This is a genomic window from Rhodococcus sp. 27YEA6 (genome assembly GCF_044908235.1).
GTDB lineage: Bacteria > Actinomycetota > Actinomycetes > Mycobacteriales > Mycobacteriaceae > Rhodococcus_F > Rhodococcus_F qingshengii.
The window spans coordinates 572,297-595,014 of the sequence record NZ_JBIYCY010000002.1 but is presented as its reverse complement, the minus strand read 5'-3'; the positions used below and the strand labels follow the sequence as shown (position 1 = coordinate 595,014).

Below are 22,718 nucleotides of genomic sequence, written 5' to 3'. Positions count from 1 at the left end.
CATGGCAGATCAGACCCTGGGGCTGTAGTGCATCGGGTTATCTCGCTGCTCGAGCGGGGGCAGGTTGCGCGCCGGTGTGTGGACCAGTGGTGCATCGGCGGGGATTCGGCCGTCAGCTCGATCCCATCCCGCGCGAGCACGTGGCTGATACCGGTATCGCCACGGCACCAGACGGAAGACGGCGTTGACGGTGCGGCCGACAGCGTTGTGAATTTTCTGATCGCGACTGGTCCACGAGTAGCCGAGTAGGTCTCGAACCGGTTGGTCGTACATTCCGACCGTCAGCCACACGAATCCGCGGGCGAGGGGGATTCGGGCGAGCCGCCACAACGGATCGGGTAGCCACGTCATGTACGGGGGCTTGCCGAGTCCCGACAGGTCGAGGACGTCGCGGGTCGCCTTGTTGTCTTCGAGTACGTTGCGGCACATGTGGTCCCAGTACTCCTGAAATGCTTCCCAGGTCTCGGGAACAGGGCGCATGCTCATCTCGTACAGGCGGTACCACTGAATGTGCTCGGTGAAGAGCTGACGTTTCTGGGCCTCGGTCAAGCCACCGGAGAAGTTCTCGGCAGTGACGATGGTGCCCATGAAGAATGTTGCGTGCGCCCAGTAGAAAGTGTCGGGATCAAGTGCGTGATACCGACGCCCCAACTTGTCGACGCCCTTGATTCGTGTGTGATAGCCGCGGACTTCTTCGGCTGTCTGCTGCGCGCGATCGCCGTCGAAGACCACGCCTGCAATGGGATACAGCGAGCGGTACAGTCGTTCCCACCGCTCGTCGAAGAATTGCGAATGCTCCTCGACTCCGGCGCCGAGGCCGGGGTGCATGTTCTGCATCGAACCGGCCCAGACGCCTTGCAGCATCCCGCGCCAGTCGCCGAAATACTTCCACGTCAGGGAATCCGGACCGAGGGGAACCGGGGTGCTGCTGTCGTCAAGTTGACTACGCATGTTGTCAGATTAGGATCGACAACAGCGGTAGTCAAGGATCGGATACCGGGTGCATTGAAGATCAAGTGTCGGCGAAGTGGGGAAGTTGTGAGCATCGAAGAACGCAGGGCCACTCGAAAGGCGACGTTGTTCGACGTCGGAGTGACACTGCTCGGTGCGGTCGACGGTCCGGCCGTCAACGTGCGTGCGGTCTGCAAGGCTGCCGGTCTGACCGAGCGGTACTTCTACGAAAGCTTCACCGATCGCGATCAGTACGTTGTCGCGGTCCACACGTTTGTCGCCGAGCGTGCGCAGTCGGCGCTTGCGTCGGCAGTGGAGTCGGAGACGACATCCGAGGCGGTCGCCACCGCTGCGGTCGACGCTTTCGTCAAGCTCATGGTCGACGATCCGGCGATGGGGAGAGTGCTCCTGATCGCCCCGCTCTCGGAACCCGTCCTGAGCGGCCGCGGTATCGAATCGATGCCGGCGTTCGTGGACCTCGTGTACGACCAGTTGTCCGAGATCGCTGATCCCGTGGACAAGCAGCTGGTGGCAGTCGGGCTGGTCGGGGCGTTGTTCACACTGTTCATCGGTTATCTGGACGGCACGATCGTCGTGGACCGTGAACGATTTGTCCGCCACTGCGTCAGGCTGCTGATCAACGCTAACCAGGCGTGAAGGGCTGGCAGGCCGGGCAGAAGAAGATATTTCGCTCGGTGAGCTGATCCGGTCCGAGGGTGTCTTCTCTGATGCGAGTTCCGCAACGGCGGCATGGTTTTCCGCGTCTGCCGTACACCCACGTTTGCCTACCGGGGCGGGTGTCGCCGGTCGTGACCCGGATGCGACGCGACTTGTTGACGTTGATGGTGCGAAAAGACAGATCCACTATCGCGTCGAGATTCCCCGCGAGATGTGTCGGCGTTTTCGGGTGAATACCTCGTAGGAAGCAGATCTCGTTTCGGTACACGTTGCCCAGTCCGGCCATCACCCGCTGATCCAGGAGCGCGATTCCGATCGGTACGGAGTCGGCGGCCCGAAGATTTCGGGCGGCCACGGAACTGTCCCAATCGGTCCCGAGCAGATCCGGTCCGAGATGTCCGACGGCCTCCTGTTCCTGCCCGAGTTCGAGGATCTCGGTGATTCCCAGTGAAAAGCCAACTGCTACAGAGTCTTCGGTGGCCAAGATGATGCGCGCTTGATGGGCGGGTCGGCGCCAGCGCTCGCCGGGGCGATAAATCTGCCACTGACCTTCCATCTTCAGATGCGTGTGAATGGACGCTTCGCCCACTCGGATCAGGAGATGTTTTCCGCGGCTGGCGACGGAATCCACGCGGTGGCCCGAGAGATCAACCGTGGCGTAACGAGGAACGCGGACGTCGCAGGTGGTGAGTACCTTCTCGGCCAGGGCAGCGCGCAGTTCATTGGCGGCCCGCCACACGGTATCGCCCTCAGGCATGGTCGCCGCACCCACACTTCAGGATCTCAACTTCCACGATCTCAATCATCATGACCCCAATCCTCATGACCGCAACCGGAATCCGCGAGGGGTGGCCGCGAAGCCGGCTTCGACCAGGACCGGAGCAAAATCGTTGCCGTGGATGGTCTCTCCGTCGACCTTCTCCACTACCAACTTGTCGATGGCGCGAGAAGTCACCTTCTGAGCAAGTGACAGTGCTGCCAGGCGCAACGTTCCGCCGTCGTCGGTGAATGTCAGGATCGTGCGACCGCCGCGCTCGACGAACAGAACCAACTCACCCTCCACCAGAACTACCAGTGCGCCGGCTTTTCGTCCGGGTCGGTGTCCTGGTGACTCTTCGCCCCCCGACGCCGGCCACGGCAGCGCCGCGCCGTACGGGTTTGCCGGGTCGCACGCCGCGAGAGTGACTGCAGCCGAGGAGGTGTGGCGCCCCTCGATGGAATCACCGAACGTCCGCAAGCGGTCCACCACGGGAGGCGTCGAGAATTGAGCGCCGCCCAGGGTGTCCACGAAGTATCCGCGTCGAGCGCGCCCGTTGTCCTCGAACGTGCTCAGTACCTTGTAGATCAACGCGAAACCGCCCGGCACGTTCTCGCTCATCACCGAACCGCGGGTGACGACGCCGTATCGTTCGAGCAGCAGATCAGCCGTGGCGTGCGCCCGGATAGTGGGGTCAGGTTCGATACCTGGCAGCTGGAACCACCGACCGGAGGCGGTTGCCGGTCCCGTGCGCGCGGGCGTGGAAGCGCGGGCCATTCCGCGGTACGGACGGGCCCGCGGAACACGGCGAGGCGATCGGTGACTGGTTGTTGTTCTGGTGGTGTCGGAGAGAAGTGCGCGCAGCGGTGCAACGGTGTCGTTACCGATGTGTCCGAGCCACACCAACTCCCACAGTGCCGTCGTCACCGCACTGTCGACCGTGTCCGCAGCCGACTCCGTAGTTCGCAACGCGTCGACCAACTGGCGGAAGAAGTAGGCACCGCCGCCGGACAGCAGGTCGAGGATGCGCTTCTGCAATTCCGAGACGTCGGTGTCGGCGGGTGAATTGAGCGTGATCGGTGCCAGATCGGCGGGGTGCAGCACTACCCACCCGTCTTTGCCCGAGATAGCTCCCGATCCGGACCACAGGACTTCACCCGTCGACGTGAGTTCGTCCAACATCGCGGGAGAGTAGTCGGCAACTCGGCTCGGCAGGATCAACGATTCGAGAGCGGACGCCGGAATCGGAACGCCGGCAAGTTGATCGACCACCGTTGCAACACCGTCGATTCCTCGCAGCGTGCCGCCCACGTGCTGCCAACTGGGAAGGAATCGTCCGAGCGTCGCGGTGCTGACCGGCTCGACCTCCTGCCGTGCCGCGGCGAGCGAGCGACGCCGCAAGCGACGCAGGACCTCGGCGTCGCACCATTCGCTCCCGGTTGCAGACGGGCGGAATTCACCTTCCAGCACCCGCTTTTCGAGCGCGAGCCGACCGAGAACGTCACGCGCGACTGATACTCCGAGACCGAAGCGTGCAGCCGCGTCGGCGAGAGTGAAGGGACCGTGGGTGCGGGCGTACCGGCTCAGGAGGTCGTCGAGTGGTTGATCGACCGGCTCGATGAACGCGGCCGGAACGCCGATGGGTAGGGGAACGCCGAGTCCATCGCGAAGCCGCGCTGCATCTTCGACGACGGTCCACCAGCTCTCGCCCGCATACGAGACGTGGAGGGCGCGTTTGTCCGTAACCAACTTCTCGAGCCATGAGACCGGGTCCTCGAGACAGCGTTCGGTGACTTCTTCGGTGGTCAGCGGGCCGAGCATGCGGAGGAGGTCGGCAACACCCTCGAGGTCCTTGGCCTTTCGGTCAGGGACGAGCCGTTGCAGTTCACGTTCGGCCTGCTCGATCACTCCGGCGTCGAGGAGCTCGCGTAGTTCGACGCGGCCGAGGAGTTCGGCCAACAGCGTGGAGTCCAAGGACAAAGCGGCGGCGCGTCGCTCGGCGAGGGGGCTGTCGCCCTCGTACATGAACGCACCCACGTAGTTGAACAGGAGCGCACTGGCGAACGGAGACGGAGAGGCCGTCTCCACCTCGACGATTCGAATCTGCCTTTTCTCGATCTTGCCGAACAATTCCTTCAGTGCAGGCAGGTCGTAAACGTCCTGCAAGCACTCGCGTACGGTCTCGAGCAGGATCGGGAAGGTCGGGAACTTGCGGGCGACGTCCAGCAGTTGCGCCGACCGCTGACGCTGCTGCCACAGTGGTGCACGTTTTCCGGGATTGCGGCGGGGGAGAAGCAGTGCGCGGGCGGCACATTCGCGAAATCGGGAAGCGAAGAGAGCGGAGCCGCCCACCTCTTGGGTGACCAGATCTTCGATGTCCTCGACGTCGAAGGTGAACAGTTCGGCGCCGGGAGGTTCGTTCTCGGTGTCGGGGAGTCGGATGATGATGCCGTCGTCGGAGGCCGTCGGGCTGGAATCGACGCCGTATCGTTCCTGCAGGCGCGCCCCGATGGCGAGGGCCCACGGTGCGTGAACCCGTTGGCCGTACGGGGAATGCAGCACCAGACGCCAGTCACCGAGTTCGTCGCGGAAGCGTTCGACCACCAGGGTTCGATCCGACGGCACCTGCCCGGTGGCATTCTTCTGCTCACCGACGAGTTGGATCAGGTTGGTAGTCGCGTTGTGATCGAGCCCGCCCACGCGGCAACGCTCGACGACGTCGGCTTCGTTGCCGAGAGCCGTTTCGCGGACGAACTGCCCCAACGCCTGTCCGAGTTCGGCGGGGCGACCGAGTCCGTCGCCGTGCCAGAAGGGCAAACGACCCGGCATGCCGTAGGCGGGGCTGACCAGAACCCGATCGAAGGTGATCTCCTCGATCCGCCAACTGGTGGCGCCGAGCGCAAAGACGTCGCCGACCCGGGATTCGTAGACCATTTCCTCGTCGAGTTCGCCGACGCGGGACGCTTTCTCGCCAACCATGTAGACGGTGAAGAGGCCGCGGTCGGGGATTGCGCCGCCGGAAGTGACGGCCAAACGCTGCGAACCCGGGCGGCCCGTGAGCGTGTTGGACTCACGATCCCAGACAAGGCGAGGACGTAACTCGGCGAACTCGTCCGAGGGGTACCGCCCCGCCAGCAAGTCCAGAGTCGATTCGTACGCCGAACGGGGAAGCGTTGCAAAGGAACCGCTTCGGCGCACCGTCTCGAACCAGTCGTCGACGTCGATCGGTTCGAGAGCGGTGGCCGCAACAGTTTGCTGAGCGAGGATGTCGAGGGGATTGGCCGGAACGGCCATCGCTTCGATCTTGCCTTCGACCATGCGCTCGACGGTCACCGCGCAATGAATCAGGTCGGTGCGATGCTTGGGGAAGACGACGCCTCGCGATATCTCGCCGACCTGGTGGCCGGCGCGACCGACACGTTGCAGGCCGCTGGCAACAGAAGGCGGTGCCTCCACCTGGATGACCAAGTCGACGGCGCCCATGTCGATTCCGAGTTCGAGACTGCTGGTGGCGACGACGCATCGCAATCGACCCGATTTGAGGTCGTCTTCGATGAGGGCTCGCTGGTCTTTGCTGACCGATCCGTGGTGGGCGCGAGCAAGGAGGGGTTCTGCGCCGTAGTTGACCTCGGTGGGAGCCCCGATCTGCGCGGGCGGGCGAGATGTTTTCTCGACGGCCAGACCGATGCGTTCTGCATGAATCTCGTTGAGCCTGGCTGTCAATCGTTCGGCGAGGCGGCGAGAGTTGGCGAACACGATGGACGATCGGTGGTCGAGAACGAGGTCGACGATCTGTTCCTCGACGTGGGGCCAGATCGAACCGGCTTGCGGGGTGGGAGATTCGGAACCGTCGTCCGGCGTCGCGATCCCCAGTTCGGTCATGTCCTCGACGGGAACACGGACCGTGAGGTCGAATGTCTTGGCGGCAGGCGGTGCCACGATTCGGATCGGTGCCGAACCGGCGAGGAACCGCCCGATCTCCTCGTGCGGACGGACAGTGGCCGACAATCCGATGCGTTGCGCCGGACGCTCGAGCAAGCCGTCCAGGCGTTCCAGTGAGAGCGCAAGGTGCGAGCCACGCTTGGTACCCGCCACCGCGTGAACCTCGTCGACGATCACGGTGTCGACACCGACCAGTGTTTCCCGGGCAGCGGAGGTGAGCATCAGGAACAACGACTCAGGCGTGGTGATCAGGATGTCCGGAGGACGTTTGATCAACGAGCGTCGATCGGCCTGGGACGTATCGCCGGAACGGACACCGACGGTGATCTCGGGCGGGGTGAGGCCCAGACGCTTCGCCGTCTGCGTGATGCCGACCAGCGGCGCGCGAAGGTTCCGCTCGACGTCCACACCCAGCGCTTTGAGCGGCGAAATGTAGAGGACTTTGGTGGCGCGTTCGCCTTCGTCCTTGGCGGCGAGTTGATCGAGCGCCCACAGGAACGCCGACAATGTCTTGCCGGAGCCGGTGGGTGCGACGACAAGAGTGTGAGAGCCACTCGCGATGGATTCCCAGGCGCCGAGCTGCGCAGCAGTCGGAGCGCTGAAAGCGCCGCCGAACCACTCGCGTGTGGCGGGCGAGAACCTACCGAGGACGTTGGTCACGACCACCATATTGCCCCTTCCCACCGACAGCGTGTTCGTGCCTGCAGCCGAAGCGCAGAGCATACTATTTGCCCTGTTATAGCGATTCTCTTGTTATCGAGAAGGCGAGTGCCTGATGGAAGCAGTCAAGATTGTCCTCGAGCTGGCGGTAGTGCTCGGGGCGATTGTCATGGGTACCAGATCGAGCGGTGTCGCTCTCGGTCTGTGGGGCGGCGCAGGTGTTGCCGTCCTCGTGTTCGTCTTCGGAGAGGACGTCGGCAGTCCGCCGGTCGACGCTCTCCTCATCGTCCTGTCCGTCGTCCTCGCGTCGTCGATGATGCAGGCGGCCGGAGGTATCGACTGGATGGTCACCATCGCGGCCAAGTTGATCGAATCTCGCCCGAAACAGATCACGCTGATCGCGCCGTTGGTGTCATTCCTGTTCTCGGTCGGTGCCGGCACGTCCAACATCCTCTACCCGCTGCTCCCCGTCATCTACGACGTCTCGTACAAGAACGGTGTGCGGCCGTCACGACCGCTGTCGCTGTCAGTTGTCTCGACCGGTGTGGCGCTGGCGTGTAGTCCGGTGTCCGCGGCAATGGCGGCAATGGTCACGCTGACCGACGTGCCGCCTTACGATTTCGAACTCATCGACATCATCAAGATCACCTTCCCGGCTGCTGTTGTCGGCATCGTCCTTTCCTCCATCGCGGTCAACCGACTCGGCAAAGATCTCGACGACGACCCGGAGATACAGGCGAAGATGAAGTCGGGCGAATTGGCCGGACCTGGTGCAGCCTCCAAGACCGAACTCGTCTCGACGAAGACCGGACGAAACGCGGCACTGATCTTCCTCGCCGGCGTCCTGGCTATCGTGATCTTCGGCCTGTTCAAGGGGATTCGTCCCGAAGCTGCCGACGGTACTCCGATGGGGATGACACCGATCATCGAAATGCTGATGTTCGTCGTGGGTACGTTGATCCTGCTGGTGTGCCGCCCGAATGTCGCCGACGTGCCGTCGTCGACGGTGTTCCGTGCCGGTATGGTCTCGGCCATCGCGCTGTTCGGTCTGGCATGGCTGACGGACACGTTCATCAGCGCCCATTCCGAGCTGATCACGAGCACCGTCGGCGACTGGGTCAACGCCGCGCCGTGGATCTTCGCGCTCGGTGTCTTCCTGGTCTGTGTACTGACGACCAGTCAGTCGACCGCTACGAGGACCATCGTGCCGATCGGTCTCGCTGCCGGGATTGCACCCGGTCTGGTGAGCGGAATGTGGGCCGGAGCGTTTGCCGGCGTCTATCTGTTGCCGACAAACGGTTCGCAGATCGCGGCTGCGAACTTCGACCTCTCGGGCAGCACGAAGCTCGGTTCCAAGCTCGTCGACCACTCGTTCTTCCTGCCGACCATCATCTTGGCCGTCACGACGATTGCGGCCGGCGCGTTGTTCGGAGTGGTGCTCGGTTGAGTATTGCGGCTGAGTCAGCCCTGAGTGACAGCGCTGAGTCAGCTGTTGCGGTAGTGGTCCCAGCTCGCCTTGCACGCGTGGGCGAGCTGGTCCACCCGTTCGGCGTCGGGTGTAGGCCAGTCGACGCCGGGTTCCATGATGTAGGCGGCCAGTTCGTCTCCCAGTAGGAATTCTCGTTTGAATTCGGCCTGAACCGCGCTCAACGTGATCCCGGCTTCGGCGGCGCGGGCGCTCAATTCGGCGAATCTGGCTCCGGCTCGAATGATTTCGAAACTGCCGAGGTACGGCTGATTGAGAGCGACGGCATCCGGATCGTCGACCTGAAATCCCTTGCGATGTGAGACCGCCAGTGTGCGAATGAGCTCCGGATCCATCGTCACGGGATTGTCGCCGCGTCGATTACCGTCGTGATCGCCACGATTGGAGAGTGCGACGACGTCGGGGAGCCGATCTGCTTCCGGCCGTTCGACATTGACGGCGCCGTCCTGCCGGGTGGTGTGGTTCATCGTGTCGTGGAACGACAAGGTCGTGAACGATCGACCGAGTTCGAAGCTCTTCGCCACCATGGCTTCGATCAGTGCGTCGCGAGTTCTCTCGTAGACGCCCAAACCGTGTTTAGCTGTCTCGGTGAAGGTCTCGGCGAGGTCCTTCCAACCCGCGTCGTCGGTCGGCTCGAGCAGCAGGGGGTAGAACGAGAAGGTGACAGGGCGAACTGCGTCGACGCCGGTGAGGTCCGCTTTGTTGCCGGCACCGGCCTCGTGGACGCGGGCGAATGCTTCGCGCAGTGACGCTTCCAGGTTTTCGGGCTTCGCACGGTTGGGATCGCGAATCATGCGAGGGTGCGGATTCTCCACGTACACGATGCGCGAATCGATTTCGGCCCAACGGCGCACGATGGGACTGGTGGACATGTCGGTGAAGTCGAACTGCAGCCGCTGTGTGAACTCGGGTGCGAGAAAACGTGAGAGTTCTGCTGGAATCGCGGAACCCGAGTGTGGGCAACTGACAAGAAGGTCGGCTTCGGCGATGGCGTCGTCGAGACTGCGGGAGTCGCGATCGGCATAGAACGTCAGGTCCTCCGGCGTGAACACGGTTCCGGCCGGGATGAGTACTGGTTCTCCACTGGTCATGAGCCCCAGCGTAATCGAGTACAACCGTGCGTACTCAGTATCCGCTGAGTCGTTCCACGAGAGCTGTTTTGATCTCCGGGCGACCAGCCGCGACAAGAGTGAAGGTGGCTTCACGCATGAGCCGCTCGGGGGTGTTGCTGCCGACCAGAGCGCGGCTTCCGGTCGCAGTCACGAGTGCGGCCGACGCGCGTATCGCAAGTTCCGACGCTCGGGCGCGGGCGGCCGACATGTCGCCGCCGTCGCGCAGTGCTGCATCGAGATCGGCGCGCGCCCGGGTGGCTTGTTCCTCGAACGCGTCGGTGTCGACTCCCAGATCCGCAAGTTCGGTGACAGCGCGGCGGGTGATGCCCATGGCCATCGCGCCGTTGAGCCACAAGCCGGGGAGCTGGGTGCTCTGGAATTGTTCGTCGCTGACGACAGCACAGACGTCGGTATCGGGAATTTCGAAAGCGTCGAACACGATTCGGACGGTGTTGCTCCCGCGCGCCGCGATCAGTGGAAGCTCCTCGATCGTCAGACCCGGGGCCTCGCCCACCGGTACGACGGAATGAACGATGGAATTGTCGAACTCGTCGCGCGCCGACACCAAGAGAACATCGACGATGCCCCAACCGGTGACGAAGGGGGCGATCCCGTCGAGGACGTAGCCGTCGTTCACCCGCTTCGCCCACAGGAGCGGTGGGCGGGGGATGGCGCCGGCATAGGCAACCCCACCGCGAATCGTGCCGGAAACCAGACCGTCCCAGTATTGTTCGCGCAGAGGTGCATTGGGACTCGCCGCCAGGGCTCCGACGACGCCGTGATGCTGCATCCAGGTGAACGTCGTCGCGAGGCAACCGCCGCACAAGGTTTCGAGGACCTCGACCAGTTCTTCGCTGCTGGGGCCACCCTCACCGAGGGCGGCGATGCCGTAGAAGCCGTCGGCGGCGAGCGCGTCGAAATGGCTGCTGGGGATTTCTCCGTCGGCGTCGACGCTGTCGGCGACGGGAAACAGAACGGTATCGGCGATTTCGCGCGCAAGTTCCGGCCACATGGTCACGCTGTCAGGGTAAGCCGTGAGCCGGGGGTTGTGGTGTGGAACTACAGCCGCGCATCTAGAACGAGGGCGGCGAACTCACGATGAGGAACCTCGCGACCGCATCGGTGCGATTGAACCACCGGTGCGGGATGGTCGAGGTGTAGAGGAGGGTGTCGCCTACGTGAAGAACGTGATGCTCGTCCAGTCCCACCTCGACCTCGACAGATCCTTCGAGAACATGAATGAACTCTTCGCCGGCGTGCTCGGTGTGCTCACCTGCCTCGGAATGAGGTGCTGCCGTGATCTCGTTGGGTTCCATGGTCCGTGAGCCGGTGGAGCAGAATCGAATCACCGAATCGTGTGCCAGTTCGAAGGTTCGCCCCTCGCCGGCGCGGACGAGGCTGGACGGAGTTCGCTCACCCTGTGCCAAGAGTGCGTGCGCCGTGGTGCCGAGCGATTGCGCGAGGCGATGAAGGTTCATGACACTGGGTACTGCGTGGCCGTTTTCGGTCTGGCTCAGGAAGGGCTGGGACAAGCCCGACTTCACGGCAACCTCGCGCAACGTCAGTCCGGCTTCTTTTCGCGCCGTCCGCACGGCAGCCCCGATTGCGGTCGCTATCGCCTTCTGGTCGTCGTCCATGTGCCGAAGATAGCAGTGCTCTGGTGAAAGTTTTGATTACACAGACGAAACAAATTCGACCACGGTAAGAAATTATCGACGTGCTGAATAGTCCCGTACACGAAACACTTCCAGCTTCGGACGGAGATCGGCGCATGGCCATCCATCCTGTCGACCAGCGGCTCCCATTTGCCCGCCAGTCTGCTTTTGCTCTTCAGCACGTCCTCATCATGTACACCGGCTGCATCACGGTTCCGCTGGTTTTCGGTGCCGCCGTAGGGCTGGACCGCAGCACAGTCGCGATGCTGATCAGCGCGGACTTGCTCGTTGCAGGCATCATCACGATCATTCAGAGCCTGGGCGTCGGGAAGGTCGCCGGTGTCCGGCTGCCGATCGTCTGCGGGGCGACCTTCGCCGGGCTGACGCCGATGATTCTGATCGCCAAGGAGTACGGCCTGCAGGCGGTGTACGGGTCCATGCTGGTCGGTGGCGTAGTCGGCATTGCGTTGGCCGTGCCGTTCGCCAAGATCGTCCGATACTTCCCACCCCTGGTTACCGGCGTCGTCCTCACAGTGATCGGCATCTCGTTGATCGGTGTCGCAGGAGGACTGATCGTCGGAAACGACCCCACCTCCCCGTCGTTCGCCGACCCGAAGAATCTGGCGCTGGCTGCCGCAGTCGTTGTGGTCGCGGTGGCCTTCATCTGCCTCGGCCGCGGGATGTGGACGCAGCTCGGTGTACTGATGGCGCTTGTGATCGGCACCGTGATCGCCATCCCGATGGGCCTGATCGATCTGAGTGGCGTCGGCGGCTCGGCCTGGGTGGGCTTCCCGATGCCGTTCCACTTCGGCGCTCCGGAGTTTCCCGTCACCGCCGTGGTGGCGATGAGTATCGTCATGGCAGTCGTCTTCGCAGAGTCGACGGCGAGCATGCTGGCGGTCAGCGAGATCACCGGAAAGCCTTTGAAGAAAGCAGATCTCGCACGAGGGCTGGTGGCCGACGGGATGTCGGGAGTTCTGGGCGGAATCTTCAATGCCTTTGTCGACACCGTTTTCTCGCAGAATGTCGGCGCCGTTGCCACGACCCGGGTGTACAGCCGGTACGTGACCGCTACCAGCGGTGCCATTCTGATCGTCCTCGGCCTCATCCCGCGAATGGGTGAAGTGGTTGCAGCCCTGCCTGATCCGGTGGTCGGCGGTGTCGGAATCATCTTGTTCTCCACTGTCGCCGTGGTCGGAATCAACACGCTGCGCAAGGTCGATCTCAGCGACCCGATCAACACCACGATCGCCGCTGTATCGGTGGGGATCGGTATTCTTCCGGAATTTGCGGAGGGGATGTTCGAGCGATTCCCCTCCTCGGCTCAGATCCTCCTCGGTAGCGGCATCACCTTGGCTGCGGCCTCGGCCTTTTCGCTCAATCTGCTGTTCAATCACACCCGACTCGGTGAACTCGCGAGGCGATCGCGAGAGAGCCTCCATGCCACTGCAAAATCTGAACCCGCCACCAGCTCTGCAGGAGACGCCAGTGTCACAGTCCCAGTCTGATCCCTTCGAAGTGCCCGTCGTCGACATCTCGCCTTACGTGCTCGGTGGTGCCGACCAGGACAAGGCGCGAGTGGCTGCCGAAGTCGACCATGCTTGTCGGACTGTAGGTTTCATGCAGATTCGGGGCCACGGTGTTCCGGCCGCTGTTTCTTCCGGCCTCGCCGAAGCGATGGACGACTTCTTCGGGCTGCCGATGGAGACGAAGTCGGGCTACCGAATCGAGGGCGCGAATCGTGGGTACAGCCCGCCCAAGAGTGAGTCGCTGAGCCTGAGCCTCGGCGTCGAATCCGCGACCAGAATGAACGACTTTTTCGAGGCCTTCAACGTCGGAACCGAAGCCCGATCATTCACCGAACTCGAACTGTCGGAGGACGATTACGGAATCAACCTGTGGCCCGCAGTGTCTGGTTTCACGGAGCGGGTGGAGAATTACTACGCCCATGGCGAGCGGGTGGCACGCACACTGACCACCATTTTCGAAGACGCGCTCGGGCTGACCCCAGGATTCTTCGAGTCGATCACCGACCACTCCATCGACGTACTGCGGATGAACAACTACGCGTTACCCGAAGGGACGGTGACGTTGGACGGTGAGTTGAAGGGGATGGGCGAACATACCGATTTCGGGCTGGTCACCGTGCTGTGGGCGGATCAGGTCGAAGGTTTGCAAGTACTCGGGAGCGACCGACGCTGGCACGATGTCTGGCCGCACGACGGCGCGCTACTGGTCAACCTCGGGGATCTCACCGCGCGACTGACCAACGACAGGTGGATGTCCACGCTGCACCGAGTTGCGCCTCCGGTGGTGAACGGCACCATCAAGCGCCGGCGATCGGCGGCCTTCTTCCATGACGGAAACGTCGACGCGGTGATTGCGACCTTGCCGAGTTTTCAGGACGACTCCGGCTTGGAGTACGAACCCATTACCGTTCGCGATCACATCAAGGCCAAATTGGCCGGGTCGAGGCAGGGGAAGTCCAACGCCGCCGCAGGTCGTGAGGCGGCTCGGGTACTTTCGGCTGCAGAGCTCGAGGTCAAGCAGTGAGTGCACGGAACATCGTCCTGATCCACGGAGCATGGGCCGGCGGGTGGGTCTGGGATCGTGTGTGTGGCCCACTGAAATCGGCCGGCTTCAATCCTGTTGTGGTGGAGCTTCCCGGCTCGGGAAGTTGGAACTCAGACGACGTGATCGATCTCGATGTCGTTGCCGAACATGTTGTGGCAGTTGTCGAGTCCTTGGACGGGCAGTGCGCCCTCGTCGGTCACTCCGGCGGTGGCATCGTGGCCTCACAGGTGGCTGAGTTGCTGCCTTCGCGGGTAACGGGTCTTGTGTACGTCGCAGGGATGATGCTTCCATCGCAGACGGACTTCGGGATGCTCTGCATCGAACTCGGTCTGGAAAGTCCGGTCGGGATCTCACGTTGGTTGGTTCCCGCCGACGACGGGGATGCGACGGCTGTTCCGCCCGAAGCCGGTGCCGCTGTGTTCTTCCACGAAGCGCCGGTGGCTGATGCGATCTTCGCCGCGCGCATGCTCGTTCCACAACTGGAGTCAGCCCGCCTGATGGCACCGGTCTGGACGGAAGAGCGATTCGGAACCGTGCCGAGGTTGTATGTCGAATGCACGCTGGATCGAACCGTGCCGATCGAGGCTCAACGCGCCATGCAGAGACTTGTCCCCGGTGCCCAGGTGGTCAGCCTGGGCACCGACCATGCACCGCAGTTGTCGGCGCTCCCGGAGTTGATCGACGCGATCACCGATTTCGCCCGGCAGGTGTTCAGCCGAACTCGACCCCTTGAGCCAGCGGAAGCTGGTCCGAGTAATTGACGGTATTGGTGGCTCGGCGCATGTATGCCTTCCACGAATCCGAACCCGACTCGCGTCCGCCGCCAGTCTCCTTCTCCCCGCCGAATGCGCCGCCGATCTCCGCACCGGACGTTCCGATGTTCACGTTCGCGATGCCGCAATCGGAGCCGTCGGCGGCGAGGAAGCGCTCTGCTTCTCGCTGATCGAGTGTGAAGATCGAGGACGAAAGTCCTTGAGGCACGCCGTTGTGCAGCGCAATGGCGTCGTCGAAGTCGGTGTAGGTCAAGACGTAGAGGATGGGTGCAAAAGTCTCCGCCCGCACCACCTCGGTCTGTGCGGGCATACGAACGAGGGCAGGTGTCACGTAGAACCCGGAATCGCCGACGCGGTCCCCGCCACACACCACAGTTCCGCCGTCCGCGCGTGCGGCCGAGAGCGATTTCTGCATCGTCTCGAACGCGGCTTCGTTGATCAGCGGCCCGACCAGAACACCGGAATCGAAGGGACTGCCGACCTCGAGCTGTGCGTACGCGGCCGCAACGCGCTCGACGACGTGATCGGCGATCGACTCGTGCACGATGAGCCGACGAAGTGAGGTGCACCGCTGCCCCGCAGTTCCGGCGGCGGAGAACACGATTCCGCGTACGGCAAGCTCGAGATCTGCCGACGGTGTGACGACTGCGGCGTTGTTGCCACCCAACTCGAGGAGGCTTCGCCCGAAGCGTTCGGCGACCCGCGGAGCCACCGCGCGGCCCATCCGCACGGAACCGGTGGCGCTGACCAAGGCCACCAGTGGGTTGACCACCAAGGCCTCACCGACATCGCGTCCGCCGATGATCAACTGGTGCACGTCGATCGGTGCATCACAGTCGGCGAGGGCGCGTCGGAGGAGGGCGTCACATGCCAGCGCAGTCAGCGGCGTGGTCTCCGAAGGCTTCCAGACGACGGCGTCACCGCACACGAGAGCGATGGCGGTATTCCACGACCACACCGCGACGGGAAAGTTGAACGCGGAGATGACTCCGACAACGCCGAGAGGGTGCCACGTTTCCGTCAACCGGTGTCCGGGACGCTCGGACGGCATGGTGCGTCCGTAGAGCTGCCGGGAGAGACCGACGGCGAACTCGCAGATATCGATCATCTCCTGTACCTCGCCGAGAGCCTCCGAGGTGACCTTCCCGGCCTCCAACGTCACGATTTCCGCGAGGTCATCCTTGTGCTCGGTCAGTAGGCTGCCCAGCCGGCGCACGACCGCGCCGCGCGCCGGAGCGGGGACGGTGCGCCAGGTGAGGAACGCGCGATGCGCCGCGTCGACGGCGTCGTCGACTTCTCTACCGGAGTGCTGCCGAACGGTACGCAGTTGCGTACCGGTGATGGGGGTTCGTGCGCTCAGGTCGCCGGCGGGCCACTCGACACCGCACGCGGCAAGGGCGCTTTCGGCGCGATCGGCGAGGCTCGAAGAATCAGGCAGGTTCACTGGGGAGTCCTCTGTTGTTGTGGGCGGGAGGCAGCACGGCACGTGACGCCTCTTGTTGTGCGCGGTACAGCTCGAACGGATCTTCGATGGTGCGGTCGATGGCGCCCTCCAATCGATCCTGCCCGTATTCGGCGCCGGGCGCATCGGAAACGAATCCGGTCACGGAATCGAGATTGGATGCGAAGATCCCGGCCGCGGAGGCAGGTAGGAAGTCCTCGTAGACGATCGGGTCGCGGACGACAACAGTTCCTTCGTTTCGGTACGTGAAGTACGCCAACCCCGCGGCATCGAGTTCGCTTTCGGAGTGCGGAAATTCGCTGTCCCAATCGGCGTCCTCGGGCGTGGCGATCAGTCGGTCGTAGATCGCTCGCCCGCTGCGGGTCAACGCGATTCCGCGTGCCTCCACCTCGCCGAATCTGACGCGGACGGGCTCAGTGGTGACCGATCCGTCGTGCTGACGGAAGAGTCTGTCTTCGGCCAATGCACGAAACGACGTCTGCCGCAGAAGTAGTGGTGGTCCGCTCCATCTCGGCGGGCCTTGGATGCGGTCGATCATGGTGATACCGCGCTCGGTCATGCGGCGGTACAACTCGTCGATGTCGAGCACTCGCGGGGTGAGGTGATTGACGTGGGTCGAGCCCTGCCCCGCAATGTCTGCAGCGACCGGCGAGATTGCGGCGAGTTCGCGGTACCAGCCCGCGTCGATGGGATCGGTGCCGAGCCGAAACGCCGAGGTCGCTGCATCGACGAACTGTGTCGCCTCGGGCTCCGTCAGCCCGCCCTCGCGACTCGATTGCCGTGCCCACTGCAGAAGTTCGGGAGAGAACAGGGTCCGGCGACGCAGGAACCTGGTGATCCGACGCTCGAGGTCGGTGTCGAAGAACCTGGAATCGGAACTGGTCAGCACCGAGGTGAAAACGCGGAACGGGTTCCGGGCGAGTTCGGCGGGATCGGTGGGGCGAAATGCCGTCGAGACAACGGGAATGGGGGAGTCGGTGAGCCGGAGGTCGTAATAGCCGACCGGAAACATACCGAATCCGCCGAAGACGGTGGCTACGTCACGTAGTTCGTCGAGAGTCCCCAGTCTGATGGCGCCGTGACGCTCGGCGCTGACTCTCGCCAGGCTGCCCAGGCGCTCCGCAGAATCCGGATGTTCGGCGGCAAAATCACGGTTCACCTGCATCGTTACATCTACCAAGGTGTTGTAAGCGGGGACCTCGTCGCCATACATCTTGGCGAGGGCCGCTGCGAACCGTGCACGTAGCTCCCAGGTTTCAACCATACGAATGTCCGATTGCGTTAGCCTGCGCAGGTGCGAGAAACAGAAACCAGTGACGTTGCCGGTGTTCCGGTCGACGAAACCGATCGACTTTTGATGCGTGAATTGGTCTTGGACGGCCGTGCCACTCTCGCGAGTCTTGCTGAGAAGGCTGGACTCTCGATCTCCGCAGTCCAATCGCGAGTGCGTCGTTTGGAATCTCGCAAGGTGATCCGTGGGTACTCCGCGAAGATCGATCCGGAGGCACTCGGTCACAATCTGTCAGCATTTGTCGCCATCACTCCTCTCGATCCCTCGCAGCCCGACGATGCGCCTGCCCGCTTGCGTCATCTGCCGGCGGTCGTCTCGTGTCACTCGGTAGCCGGGAGCGAAAGCTACGTCCTCCTGGTCCGGGTGGCGTCACCTCGGGCGTTGGAGCGATTGCTGCAGGAGATCCGTACGGCAGCCAACGTCAACACACGAAGCACCATCATCCTACAAACTTTTTACGACGAATGACGCTTGTTCAATAACTTTTACGGTCCTCTATCGACACTCCCGGAAAATTGACATAGCCTTCGCGTATGAGTACTGCGATGCGAGACTTCGGTGACAGTGCGCTCTTTCCGGTCTACGACGTGTTGAAGGCCAGCATCCTCGTCGACGGATTCGATCTGATTCTCGACGTCGAAGGGTCGCGGGGTTCCTATCTCCGTGACCTGCGAGACGGAACCGAGTATCTGGACATGTTCGGTTTCTTCGGCTCTTCGGCCCTGGGTATGAATCACCCTGCGATCGCAGGCGACGAGGAGTTTCAACAGGAGTTGGCTGTCGTGGCCTCCAACAAGCCGAGTAACTCCGACATCTACACCGAACCCATGGCGCGCTTCGTTGCGGCTTTCGCTCGGGTACTGGGGGATTCGGCACTCCCACACTTGTTCTTCGTCGACGGCGGAGCCCTGGCGGTGGAAAATGCACTCAAGGTTGCCTTCGACTGGAAGAGTCGGTGGAACGAAAGCCGCGGGTTGTCAGCAGATCTGGGGACAAAGGTCCTGCACCTGACCGAGGCTTTTCACGGCCGCAGTGGTTACACGATGTCGCTCACCAACACCGAACCGGGCAAGGTCGCGCGATTCCCCAAGTTCGACTGGCCACGTATCGACTCGCCGTACCTGGCAGACGGCCGCGATGTCGAAGCTGCGGAGAGGCAAGCTCTCGATCAAGCGCGCCGAGCTTTCGCCGACAACCCCGACGACATTGCCTGTTTCATCGCCGAGCCGATCCAGGGCGAGGGCGGCGACCATCACCTCAGGCCGGAATTTCTGCAGGCGATGCAGGAGTTGTGCCACGAAAACGACGCCCTCTTCATTCTCGACGAAGTACAGACCGGTTGCGGAATCACCGGAACTGCCTGGGCCTACCAACAATTGGGTCTGAGTCCGGATGTGGTGGCGTTCGGCAAGAAAACGCAGGTGTGCGGAATCATGGCCGGCGGGCGCGTGGATGAAGTGCATGACAACGTGTTTCACGTCAGTTCTCGGATCAATTCGACGTGGGGTGGCAACCTCACCGACATGGTTCGTGCCCGGCGGATACTCGAAGTCGTCGAGCAGGACCGACTGATCGACCGCGTGCGATTCACGGGTGCGCATCTCCTTGCCCGGTTGACCGAAGTCTGCGGGCGGTACGCGGCGGCAACCGAGCCGCGCGGTCGTGGCCTCATGTGCGCGATCACTCTGGAAGACAGTGACCTTCGCGATCGCGTCGTACAGCGACTGCGTGAAGACGAGCACGTGATGATACTGCCCACCGGGAAGAGGGGAATCAGATTCCGGCCCGCGCTGACGGTGACCACCAGTGAGCTGGACGACGCGGTCGACGCGGTCGAGCGCGTGCTCGCACGCGAGACCTAGGGCCTCTGTAGCTGTTCCCACACTCGATCCGGTGACATCGGTGTGGAGTACATACGCACTCCACACGCGTTGGCAATCGCGTTTGCCAACGCCGGTGCTACAGGATTGAAGGGGGCCTCACTCATCGATTTCGCGCCGAAAGGCCCGAGCTTGTCGTACGTGTCGGCAAACAGTACTTCGGTGATCGGCAGATCCCCGATCTGGGGAACGTGATAATTGCGCAACTGCGGATTGATCACCCGACCTTCTTCGATGACGATCTCCTCCGACAGCGCAGCGCCGAGCGCTTGTCCCACACCGCCTTCCACCTGCCCGCGCAGTTGTGCCGGGTTCATGACGGTGCCGGCATCGGCGGCCTGAACCGACTGCAGGATCTTCACCCGGCCGGTGTTCGTGTCGACGGCAACGCGAAAACCGTGAACGTTGAACGAGACCGAGCGCGGTGTCCCGTCGTGGCGACCGTCAGCGGCGAGCGGGCCACCTTCGAGTAGCGTCGCGAAATCGAGGCAACCGTGGGACGTTTCGACACCGTCCGGCGAAAGGTCGTCGATCTGCGCGCCGCGACCGCTCGATCGCACCGCACGGGTCAGTATCCGCTCGCGAAGGCGCTCGCAGGCGATCAGGAGCGCCTTTCCGGCGACCACCGTTCCTGTCGACCCGAATGCTCCGGTGTCGTATCCGCCGGCATCGGTGTCGGATTGAACAATCGTGATGCGATCGACTGTCGTCCGCAATTCGGTGGCCGCGATCTGTTGGTGAATCGTAGTGGTTCCGTTGCCGAACTCAGCGGTGCCGATGTTCACGACGTACCGACCGTCGGCCTCGAGTGCGACGGTGGTGTCGGAGAAGTGACCACGCGGCGGGATCGTCGCGATCATGGCAATTGCCATGCCCCGACCGATCTGCCAACGCGACCCTGCCGGTGCAGCCTCTCCGCGTCCGCTCGACAGTGCACTGTCGACGAGGTCGATGCACTGGTCCAGCCCGTAGCTGCCGAATTCGAGATCACCGTCCTCGACGTGCCAGTCGACAAAATCGTCTCCGGGTACGACGACGTTTCGCCGCCGAAACTCGAAGGGGTCCATGCCGAGACGATCAGCGAGCTGATCCATGGCCGATTCGACGGCGAAGATGATCTGGCCGAGCCCGTAACCACGGAAGGCGCCGGACGGAACGTTGTTCGTGTAGACCGCTTCGGCGTCGACGCGTTTGGTTGCAGCGCGATAGACCGCCATGGATTCGGCGCAACCGTGGAACATGACTCCGATCGAATGGTTCCCGTACGCCCCGGCGTCGGAAAGGACGTCGATGGCCAGTGCAGTGAGAGTTCCGTCGGCATCGGCGCCGGCGCGAACCGAAACTCGCATCGGGTGCCGTGACGGTGCGATGGTGAACTGATCGCTGCGGCTGAACTCGTAAGCAACGGGCCTACCCGTTCGCAGGACGGCGAGTGCGACCAGATCTTCGGTGAGTAGTTCCTGCTTCCCGCCGAAGCCTCCACCGACCCGCTTGGCGAACACCCGGATTCGGCTGCGATCGAGATCGAAGATGTGCGCCAATTCGTCCCGAACCAGAAACGGCACCTGTGTGCTGCTTCTGATGACGAGACGGCCGTCCTCGTCGAGCCACCCCACTGCGCCGTGAGTTTCCAAGGCCACGTGCTGGACTCGCGCAGTTTTCCACGTACCTTCGACGACTGCAGTGGCATCCGCGAGCGCACGGTCCAGATCGCCGACACCATCGTGAAGCGCGGCAACCACGTTGCGAGGGACTTCGGCGATCCGCGAGCTCTCGTCTTTGTCGCCGTGTAGGAGCGGAGCGCCGGGGGAACGCGCCAGATCTGGTTCGAATACCGCGTCGCGTACCTCGTAGTCGACTTCGATCAGCGAGAGTGCACGTTCCGCCTGCGTCGGGGTTTCGGCGATGACCGCGGCGACGCGCTGGCCGCGGAAACGGACGGTCCTGTCGAACACCCGCGTGTCGTCCGGATCGTCGTTGCGGTCCTCGTGCCGGGCGGTCGAGAACAGCACGTCCGGACTGTCATGAAAAGTGAGGACCGCGGCGACGCCCGGCGCCGCTTCGGCTGCTGCCGTGTCTATCCGCGTTATGTGTGCGTGTGCGTGCGGACTGCCGAGTACTGCGACGTGAAGCAGGTCGACCGGCTTCTCACCCGGGGAGAAGTCCATGGTGTACTGCTCGGTTCCCGTGACGATGCGCGCGGACGCCGGTGCTGCGATCGAACGCCCTTGTGCTCCACCTATTTTGACAGTCTCCGTATTGGATGTACCGGCGAGAGCGTCACGAATGGACCGATAACCGGTGCAGCGGCACAGGTTACCTTTCATCGAGCACGCGAGATCGGATTTTTGCTCGACCGACAACGCTGATGCGGTGACTACCATTCCCGCTGTACAGAAACCGCATTGGAATCCGCCCGCGTCCACGAATGCCTGTTGAATGGGGTGAAGTTTCTCCGGGGTTCCGAGACCGGAGGCGGTGACGACGTCGCGGCCGTCGATGCGATGGGCGGGAAATATGCACGAATGGGTGGGGTGTCCGTCGACCAGCACCGAGCAGGCGCCGCAGTCTCCGGCATCGCACCCCTTCTTGACGGAGTTCGCTCCGTGCTCGCGGAGGAAAGTTCGCAGGCACTGTCCTGGGCGGGGCTGGTCGTCGCGCGGAACTCCGTCCACCGAGTACTTCATTCCAGTTCACCTCGGATTTCTTCGGCAAGAAGCTCGGTCATCGCCTTCCGCCACGGCGCAGTTCCATGGACATCGGTGAAGTAGGCGTCTTCCGGAATCCTGCTGCGCAACGCATCCGCAAGTGCTGTGGCGTCGGGGAGTTCGTCGAATTTGAGAGCGTACGGACGGCGGGTCGCGGCGGTGATCGCCAGCGTGAAACCGTCGGCGCCGCAGCGTCCGGCCACGGCTACGGCCGATCGCCCGAGTGACGTCTGAGCCAGCTTTCGCATCGCGGTACGTGCAGTCAATGCATGCACGGGAATCCGGATACTGCGGATGATCTCGCCGGACCTGAGTACGTTTCGAGAATCGTCGATAACGAAATCGACTACCGGGAACGAGTATTCGGTACCGTCCGGACGCCAGATCGTCAGTTCGGCATCGAGAGCGGTACACAGAGTCGTCATCGCTCCGGCCGGGAAGGAGAGCGCGATGTTGCCGCCGACTGTCGCGTATCGCAACACCTTCCACGATGCGAGTAGTGCGTCAGCGCAGTGTTGGAACAGCGCTGCGGCGCGCCAGGATGCGGGAAGTTCGGCGCGGCACAGTTCCTCGATGGTGCAGGTGGCCGCGATCTCGAGACCGAGATCGCCGACCGCCACAGCTTCCCAGTCGAAGCCCGCAAGGTCGACAAGGGTGGTCAGGTGCGGCTGCGGTTCCGAGTACAGCCAGGTGCCGCCACCGATGAACCCGATGCCGGGTGACGCACAGGGGAGTTCGGCGCGGGTCCGCGGCACCAGAACTTCGTCGACGCTGTGCAGGTCCATCGCG

At 63.0% G+C, this 22,718-nt stretch carries 17 protein-coding genes; 7 read left to right on the top strand and 10 right to left on the bottom strand.

Annotated features, from left to right (window positions below; genetic code table 11):
• Positions 1 to 9: 9 nt before the first annotated feature.
• The gene (locus tag ABH939_RS09195) at positions 10 to 951 is read right to left on the bottom strand and encodes an oxygenase MpaB family protein (protein WP_404649566.1); all 942 of its coding nucleotides are present in this window, start codon (positions 949 to 951) and stop codon (positions 10 to 12) included.
• 87 nt (positions 952 to 1,038) lie between these two features.
• Here ABH939_RS09195 and ABH939_RS09190 point away from each other — a divergent pair, with 87 nt between their 5' ends.
• Positions 1,039 to 1,608: a TetR/AcrR family transcriptional regulator gene (locus ABH939_RS09190; protein ID WP_054781863.1), complete on the top strand. Its 570-nt coding sequence runs from the start codon at positions 1,039 to 1,041 to the stop codon at positions 1,606 to 1,608.
• Here ABH939_RS09190 and ABH939_RS09185 read toward each other — a convergent pair.
• Positions 1,595 to 2,386, bottom strand: a complete 792-nt coding sequence (locus tag ABH939_RS09185; protein ID WP_030535047.1) for a DNA-formamidopyrimidine glycosylase family protein — start codon at positions 2,384 to 2,386, stop codon at positions 1,595 to 1,597. The genes ABH939_RS09190 and ABH939_RS09185 overlap by 14 nt on opposite strands.
• Before the next feature lie 63 nt (positions 2,387 to 2,449).
• Complete coding sequence (locus tag ABH939_RS09180) at positions 2,450 to 6,997, bottom strand: ATP-dependent helicase (RefSeq protein ID WP_042449813.1); 4,548 nt, start codon at positions 6,995 to 6,997, stop codon at positions 2,450 to 2,452.
• Positions 6,998 to 7,103: 106 nt separating this feature from the next.
• Between ABH939_RS09180 and ABH939_RS09175 the strand changes: the two genes are divergently transcribed.
• The gene (locus tag ABH939_RS09175) at positions 7,104 to 8,435 is read left to right on the top strand and encodes an anaerobic C4-dicarboxylate transporter family protein (protein WP_003940851.1); all 1,332 of its coding nucleotides are present in this window, start codon (positions 7,104 to 7,106) and stop codon (positions 8,433 to 8,435) included.
• A 38-nt stretch (positions 8,436 to 8,473) separates the two neighbouring features.
• Here ABH939_RS09175 and ABH939_RS09170 read toward each other — a convergent pair whose 3' ends face one another.
• Genes ABH939_RS09170 through ABH939_RS09160 form a run of 3 tightly spaced genes read right to left on the bottom strand, consistent with a single transcriptional unit; the run spans position 8,474 to position 11,223 of the window.
• Positions 8,474 to 9,565 carry an N-formylglutamate amidohydrolase gene (locus ABH939_RS09170; protein WP_075832819.1) on the bottom strand — a complete coding sequence of 364 codons (1,092 nt, stop codon included), beginning with the start codon at positions 9,563 to 9,565 and terminating at the stop codon, positions 8,474 to 8,476.
• A 34-nt stretch (positions 9,566 to 9,599) separates the two neighbouring features.
• Entirely contained in the window at positions 9,600 to 10,604 is a 1,005-nt protein-coding gene (locus ABH939_RS09165) for an acyl-CoA dehydrogenase family protein (RefSeq protein WP_081377504.1), read from the bottom strand.
• Positions 10,605 to 10,659: 55 nt separating this feature from the next.
• Entirely contained in the window at positions 10,660 to 11,223 is a 564-nt protein-coding gene (locus ABH939_RS09160; protein ID WP_007727247.1) for a helix-turn-helix domain-containing protein, read from the bottom strand.
• Between the two features lie 134 nt (positions 11,224 to 11,357).
• Here ABH939_RS09160 and ABH939_RS09155 point away from each other — a divergent pair, with 134 nt between their 5' ends.
• From ABH939_RS09155 to ABH939_RS09145, 3 genes are read left to right on the top strand one after another with little or no spacing between them, the layout of a single operon-like run.
• On the top strand, positions 11,358 to 12,749 hold the full coding sequence (locus ABH939_RS09155; RefSeq protein ID WP_007727244.1) for a uracil-xanthine permease family protein: 1,392 nt from the start codon (positions 11,358 to 11,360) through the stop codon (positions 12,747 to 12,749).
• Positions 12,730 to 13,794 (top strand): isopenicillin N synthase family oxygenase, encoded by a 1,065-nt coding sequence (locus ABH939_RS09150; protein WP_042449601.1) that lies wholly within the window; start codon positions 12,730 to 12,732, stop codon positions 13,792 to 13,794. The genes ABH939_RS09155 and ABH939_RS09150 overlap by 20 nt, the downstream gene beginning before the upstream one ends.
• On the top strand, positions 13,791 to 14,576 hold the full coding sequence (locus tag ABH939_RS09145) for an alpha/beta fold hydrolase (RefSeq protein ID WP_333835971.1): 786 nt from the start codon (positions 13,791 to 13,793) through the stop codon (positions 14,574 to 14,576). The genes ABH939_RS09150 and ABH939_RS09145 overlap by 4 nt, the downstream gene beginning before the upstream one ends.
• Here the strand turns inward: ABH939_RS09145 and ABH939_RS09140 are convergent.
• Both ABH939_RS09140 and ABH939_RS09135 read right to left on the bottom strand, forming a co-directional pair.
• Entirely contained in the window at positions 14,527 to 16,032 is a 1,506-nt protein-coding gene (locus ABH939_RS09140) for an aldehyde dehydrogenase family protein (RefSeq protein WP_075832825.1), read from the bottom strand. The genes ABH939_RS09145 and ABH939_RS09140 overlap by 50 nt on opposite strands.
• On the bottom strand, positions 16,019 to 17,314 hold the full coding sequence (locus ABH939_RS09135) for a VOC family protein (protein ID WP_075832827.1): 1,296 nt from the start codon (positions 17,312 to 17,314) through the stop codon (positions 16,019 to 16,021). The genes ABH939_RS09140 and ABH939_RS09135 overlap by 14 nt, the downstream gene beginning before the upstream one ends.
• A gap of 30 nt (positions 17,315 to 17,344) precedes the next feature.
• Here ABH939_RS09135 and ABH939_RS09130 point away from each other — a divergent pair, with 30 nt between their 5' ends.
• Positions 17,345 to 17,809: an Lrp/AsnC family transcriptional regulator gene (locus ABH939_RS09130; RefSeq protein WP_003940830.1), complete on the top strand. Its 465-nt coding sequence runs from the start codon at positions 17,345 to 17,347 to the stop codon at positions 17,807 to 17,809.
• Between the two features lie 65 nt (positions 17,810 to 17,874).
• The gene (gene lat, locus ABH939_RS09125; RefSeq protein ID WP_047271731.1) at positions 17,875 to 19,203 is read left to right on the top strand and encodes an L-lysine 6-transaminase; all 1,329 of its coding nucleotides are present in this window, start codon (positions 17,875 to 17,877) and stop codon (positions 19,201 to 19,203) included.
• Here the strand turns inward: lat and ABH939_RS09120 are convergent.
• Positions 19,200 to 21,908 carry a molybdopterin-dependent oxidoreductase gene (locus ABH939_RS09120; RefSeq protein WP_404649565.1) on the bottom strand — a complete coding sequence of 903 codons (2,709 nt, stop codon included), beginning with the start codon at positions 21,906 to 21,908 and terminating at the stop codon, positions 19,200 to 19,202. The genes lat and ABH939_RS09120 overlap by 4 nt on opposite strands.
• The gene (locus ABH939_RS09115) at positions 21,905 to 22,714 is read right to left on the bottom strand and encodes an FAD binding domain-containing protein (protein WP_030535037.1); all 810 of its coding nucleotides are present in this window, start codon (positions 22,712 to 22,714) and stop codon (positions 21,905 to 21,907) included. Before ABH939_RS09115 ends, ABH939_RS09120 begins: the two co-directional genes overlap by 4 nt.
• Positions 22,715 to 22,718 lie beyond the last annotated feature (4 nt).

Excerpts from the sequence above, each read along its gene's own strand:
- ABH939_RS09195 (WP_404649566.1), bottom strand. The coding sequence starts at position 951 with ATGCGTAGTCAACTTGACGACAGCAGCACCCCGGTTCCCCTCGGTCCG.
- ABH939_RS09185 (WP_030535047.1), bottom strand. The coding sequence starts at position 2,386 with ATGCCTGAGGGCGATACCGTGTGGCGGGCCGCCAATGAACTGCGCGCT.
- ABH939_RS09180 (WP_042449813.1), bottom strand. The coding sequence starts at position 6,997 with ATGGTGGTCGTGACCAACGTCCTCGGTAGGTTCTCGCCCGCCACACGC.
- ABH939_RS09175 (WP_003940851.1), top strand. The coding sequence starts at position 7,104 with ATGGAAGCAGTCAAGATTGTCCTCGAGCTGGCGGTAGTGCTCGGGGCG.
- ABH939_RS09170 (WP_075832819.1), bottom strand. The coding sequence starts at position 9,565 with ATGACCAGTGGAGAACCAGTACTCATCCCGGCCGGAACCGTGTTCACG.
- ABH939_RS09160 (WP_007727247.1), bottom strand. The coding sequence starts at position 11,223 with ATGGACGACGACCAGAAGGCGATAGCGACCGCAATCGGGGCTGCCGTG.
- ABH939_RS09155 (WP_007727244.1), top strand. The coding sequence starts at position 11,358 with ATGGCCATCCATCCTGTCGACCAGCGGCTCCCATTTGCCCGCCAGTCT.
- ABH939_RS09135 (WP_075832827.1), bottom strand. The coding sequence starts at position 17,314 with ATGGTTGAAACCTGGGAGCTACGTGCACGGTTCGCAGCGGCCCTCGCC.
- lat (WP_047271731.1), top strand. The coding sequence starts at position 17,875 with ATGAGTACTGCGATGCGAGACTTCGGTGACAGTGCGCTCTTTCCGGTC.
- ABH939_RS09120 (WP_404649565.1), bottom strand. The coding sequence starts at position 21,908 with ATGAAGTACTCGGTGGACGGAGTTCCGCGCGACGACCAGCCCCGCCCA.
- ABH939_RS09115 (WP_030535037.1), bottom strand. The coding sequence starts at position 22,714 with ATGGACCTGCACAGCGTCGACGAAGTTCTGGTGCCGCGGACCCGCGCC.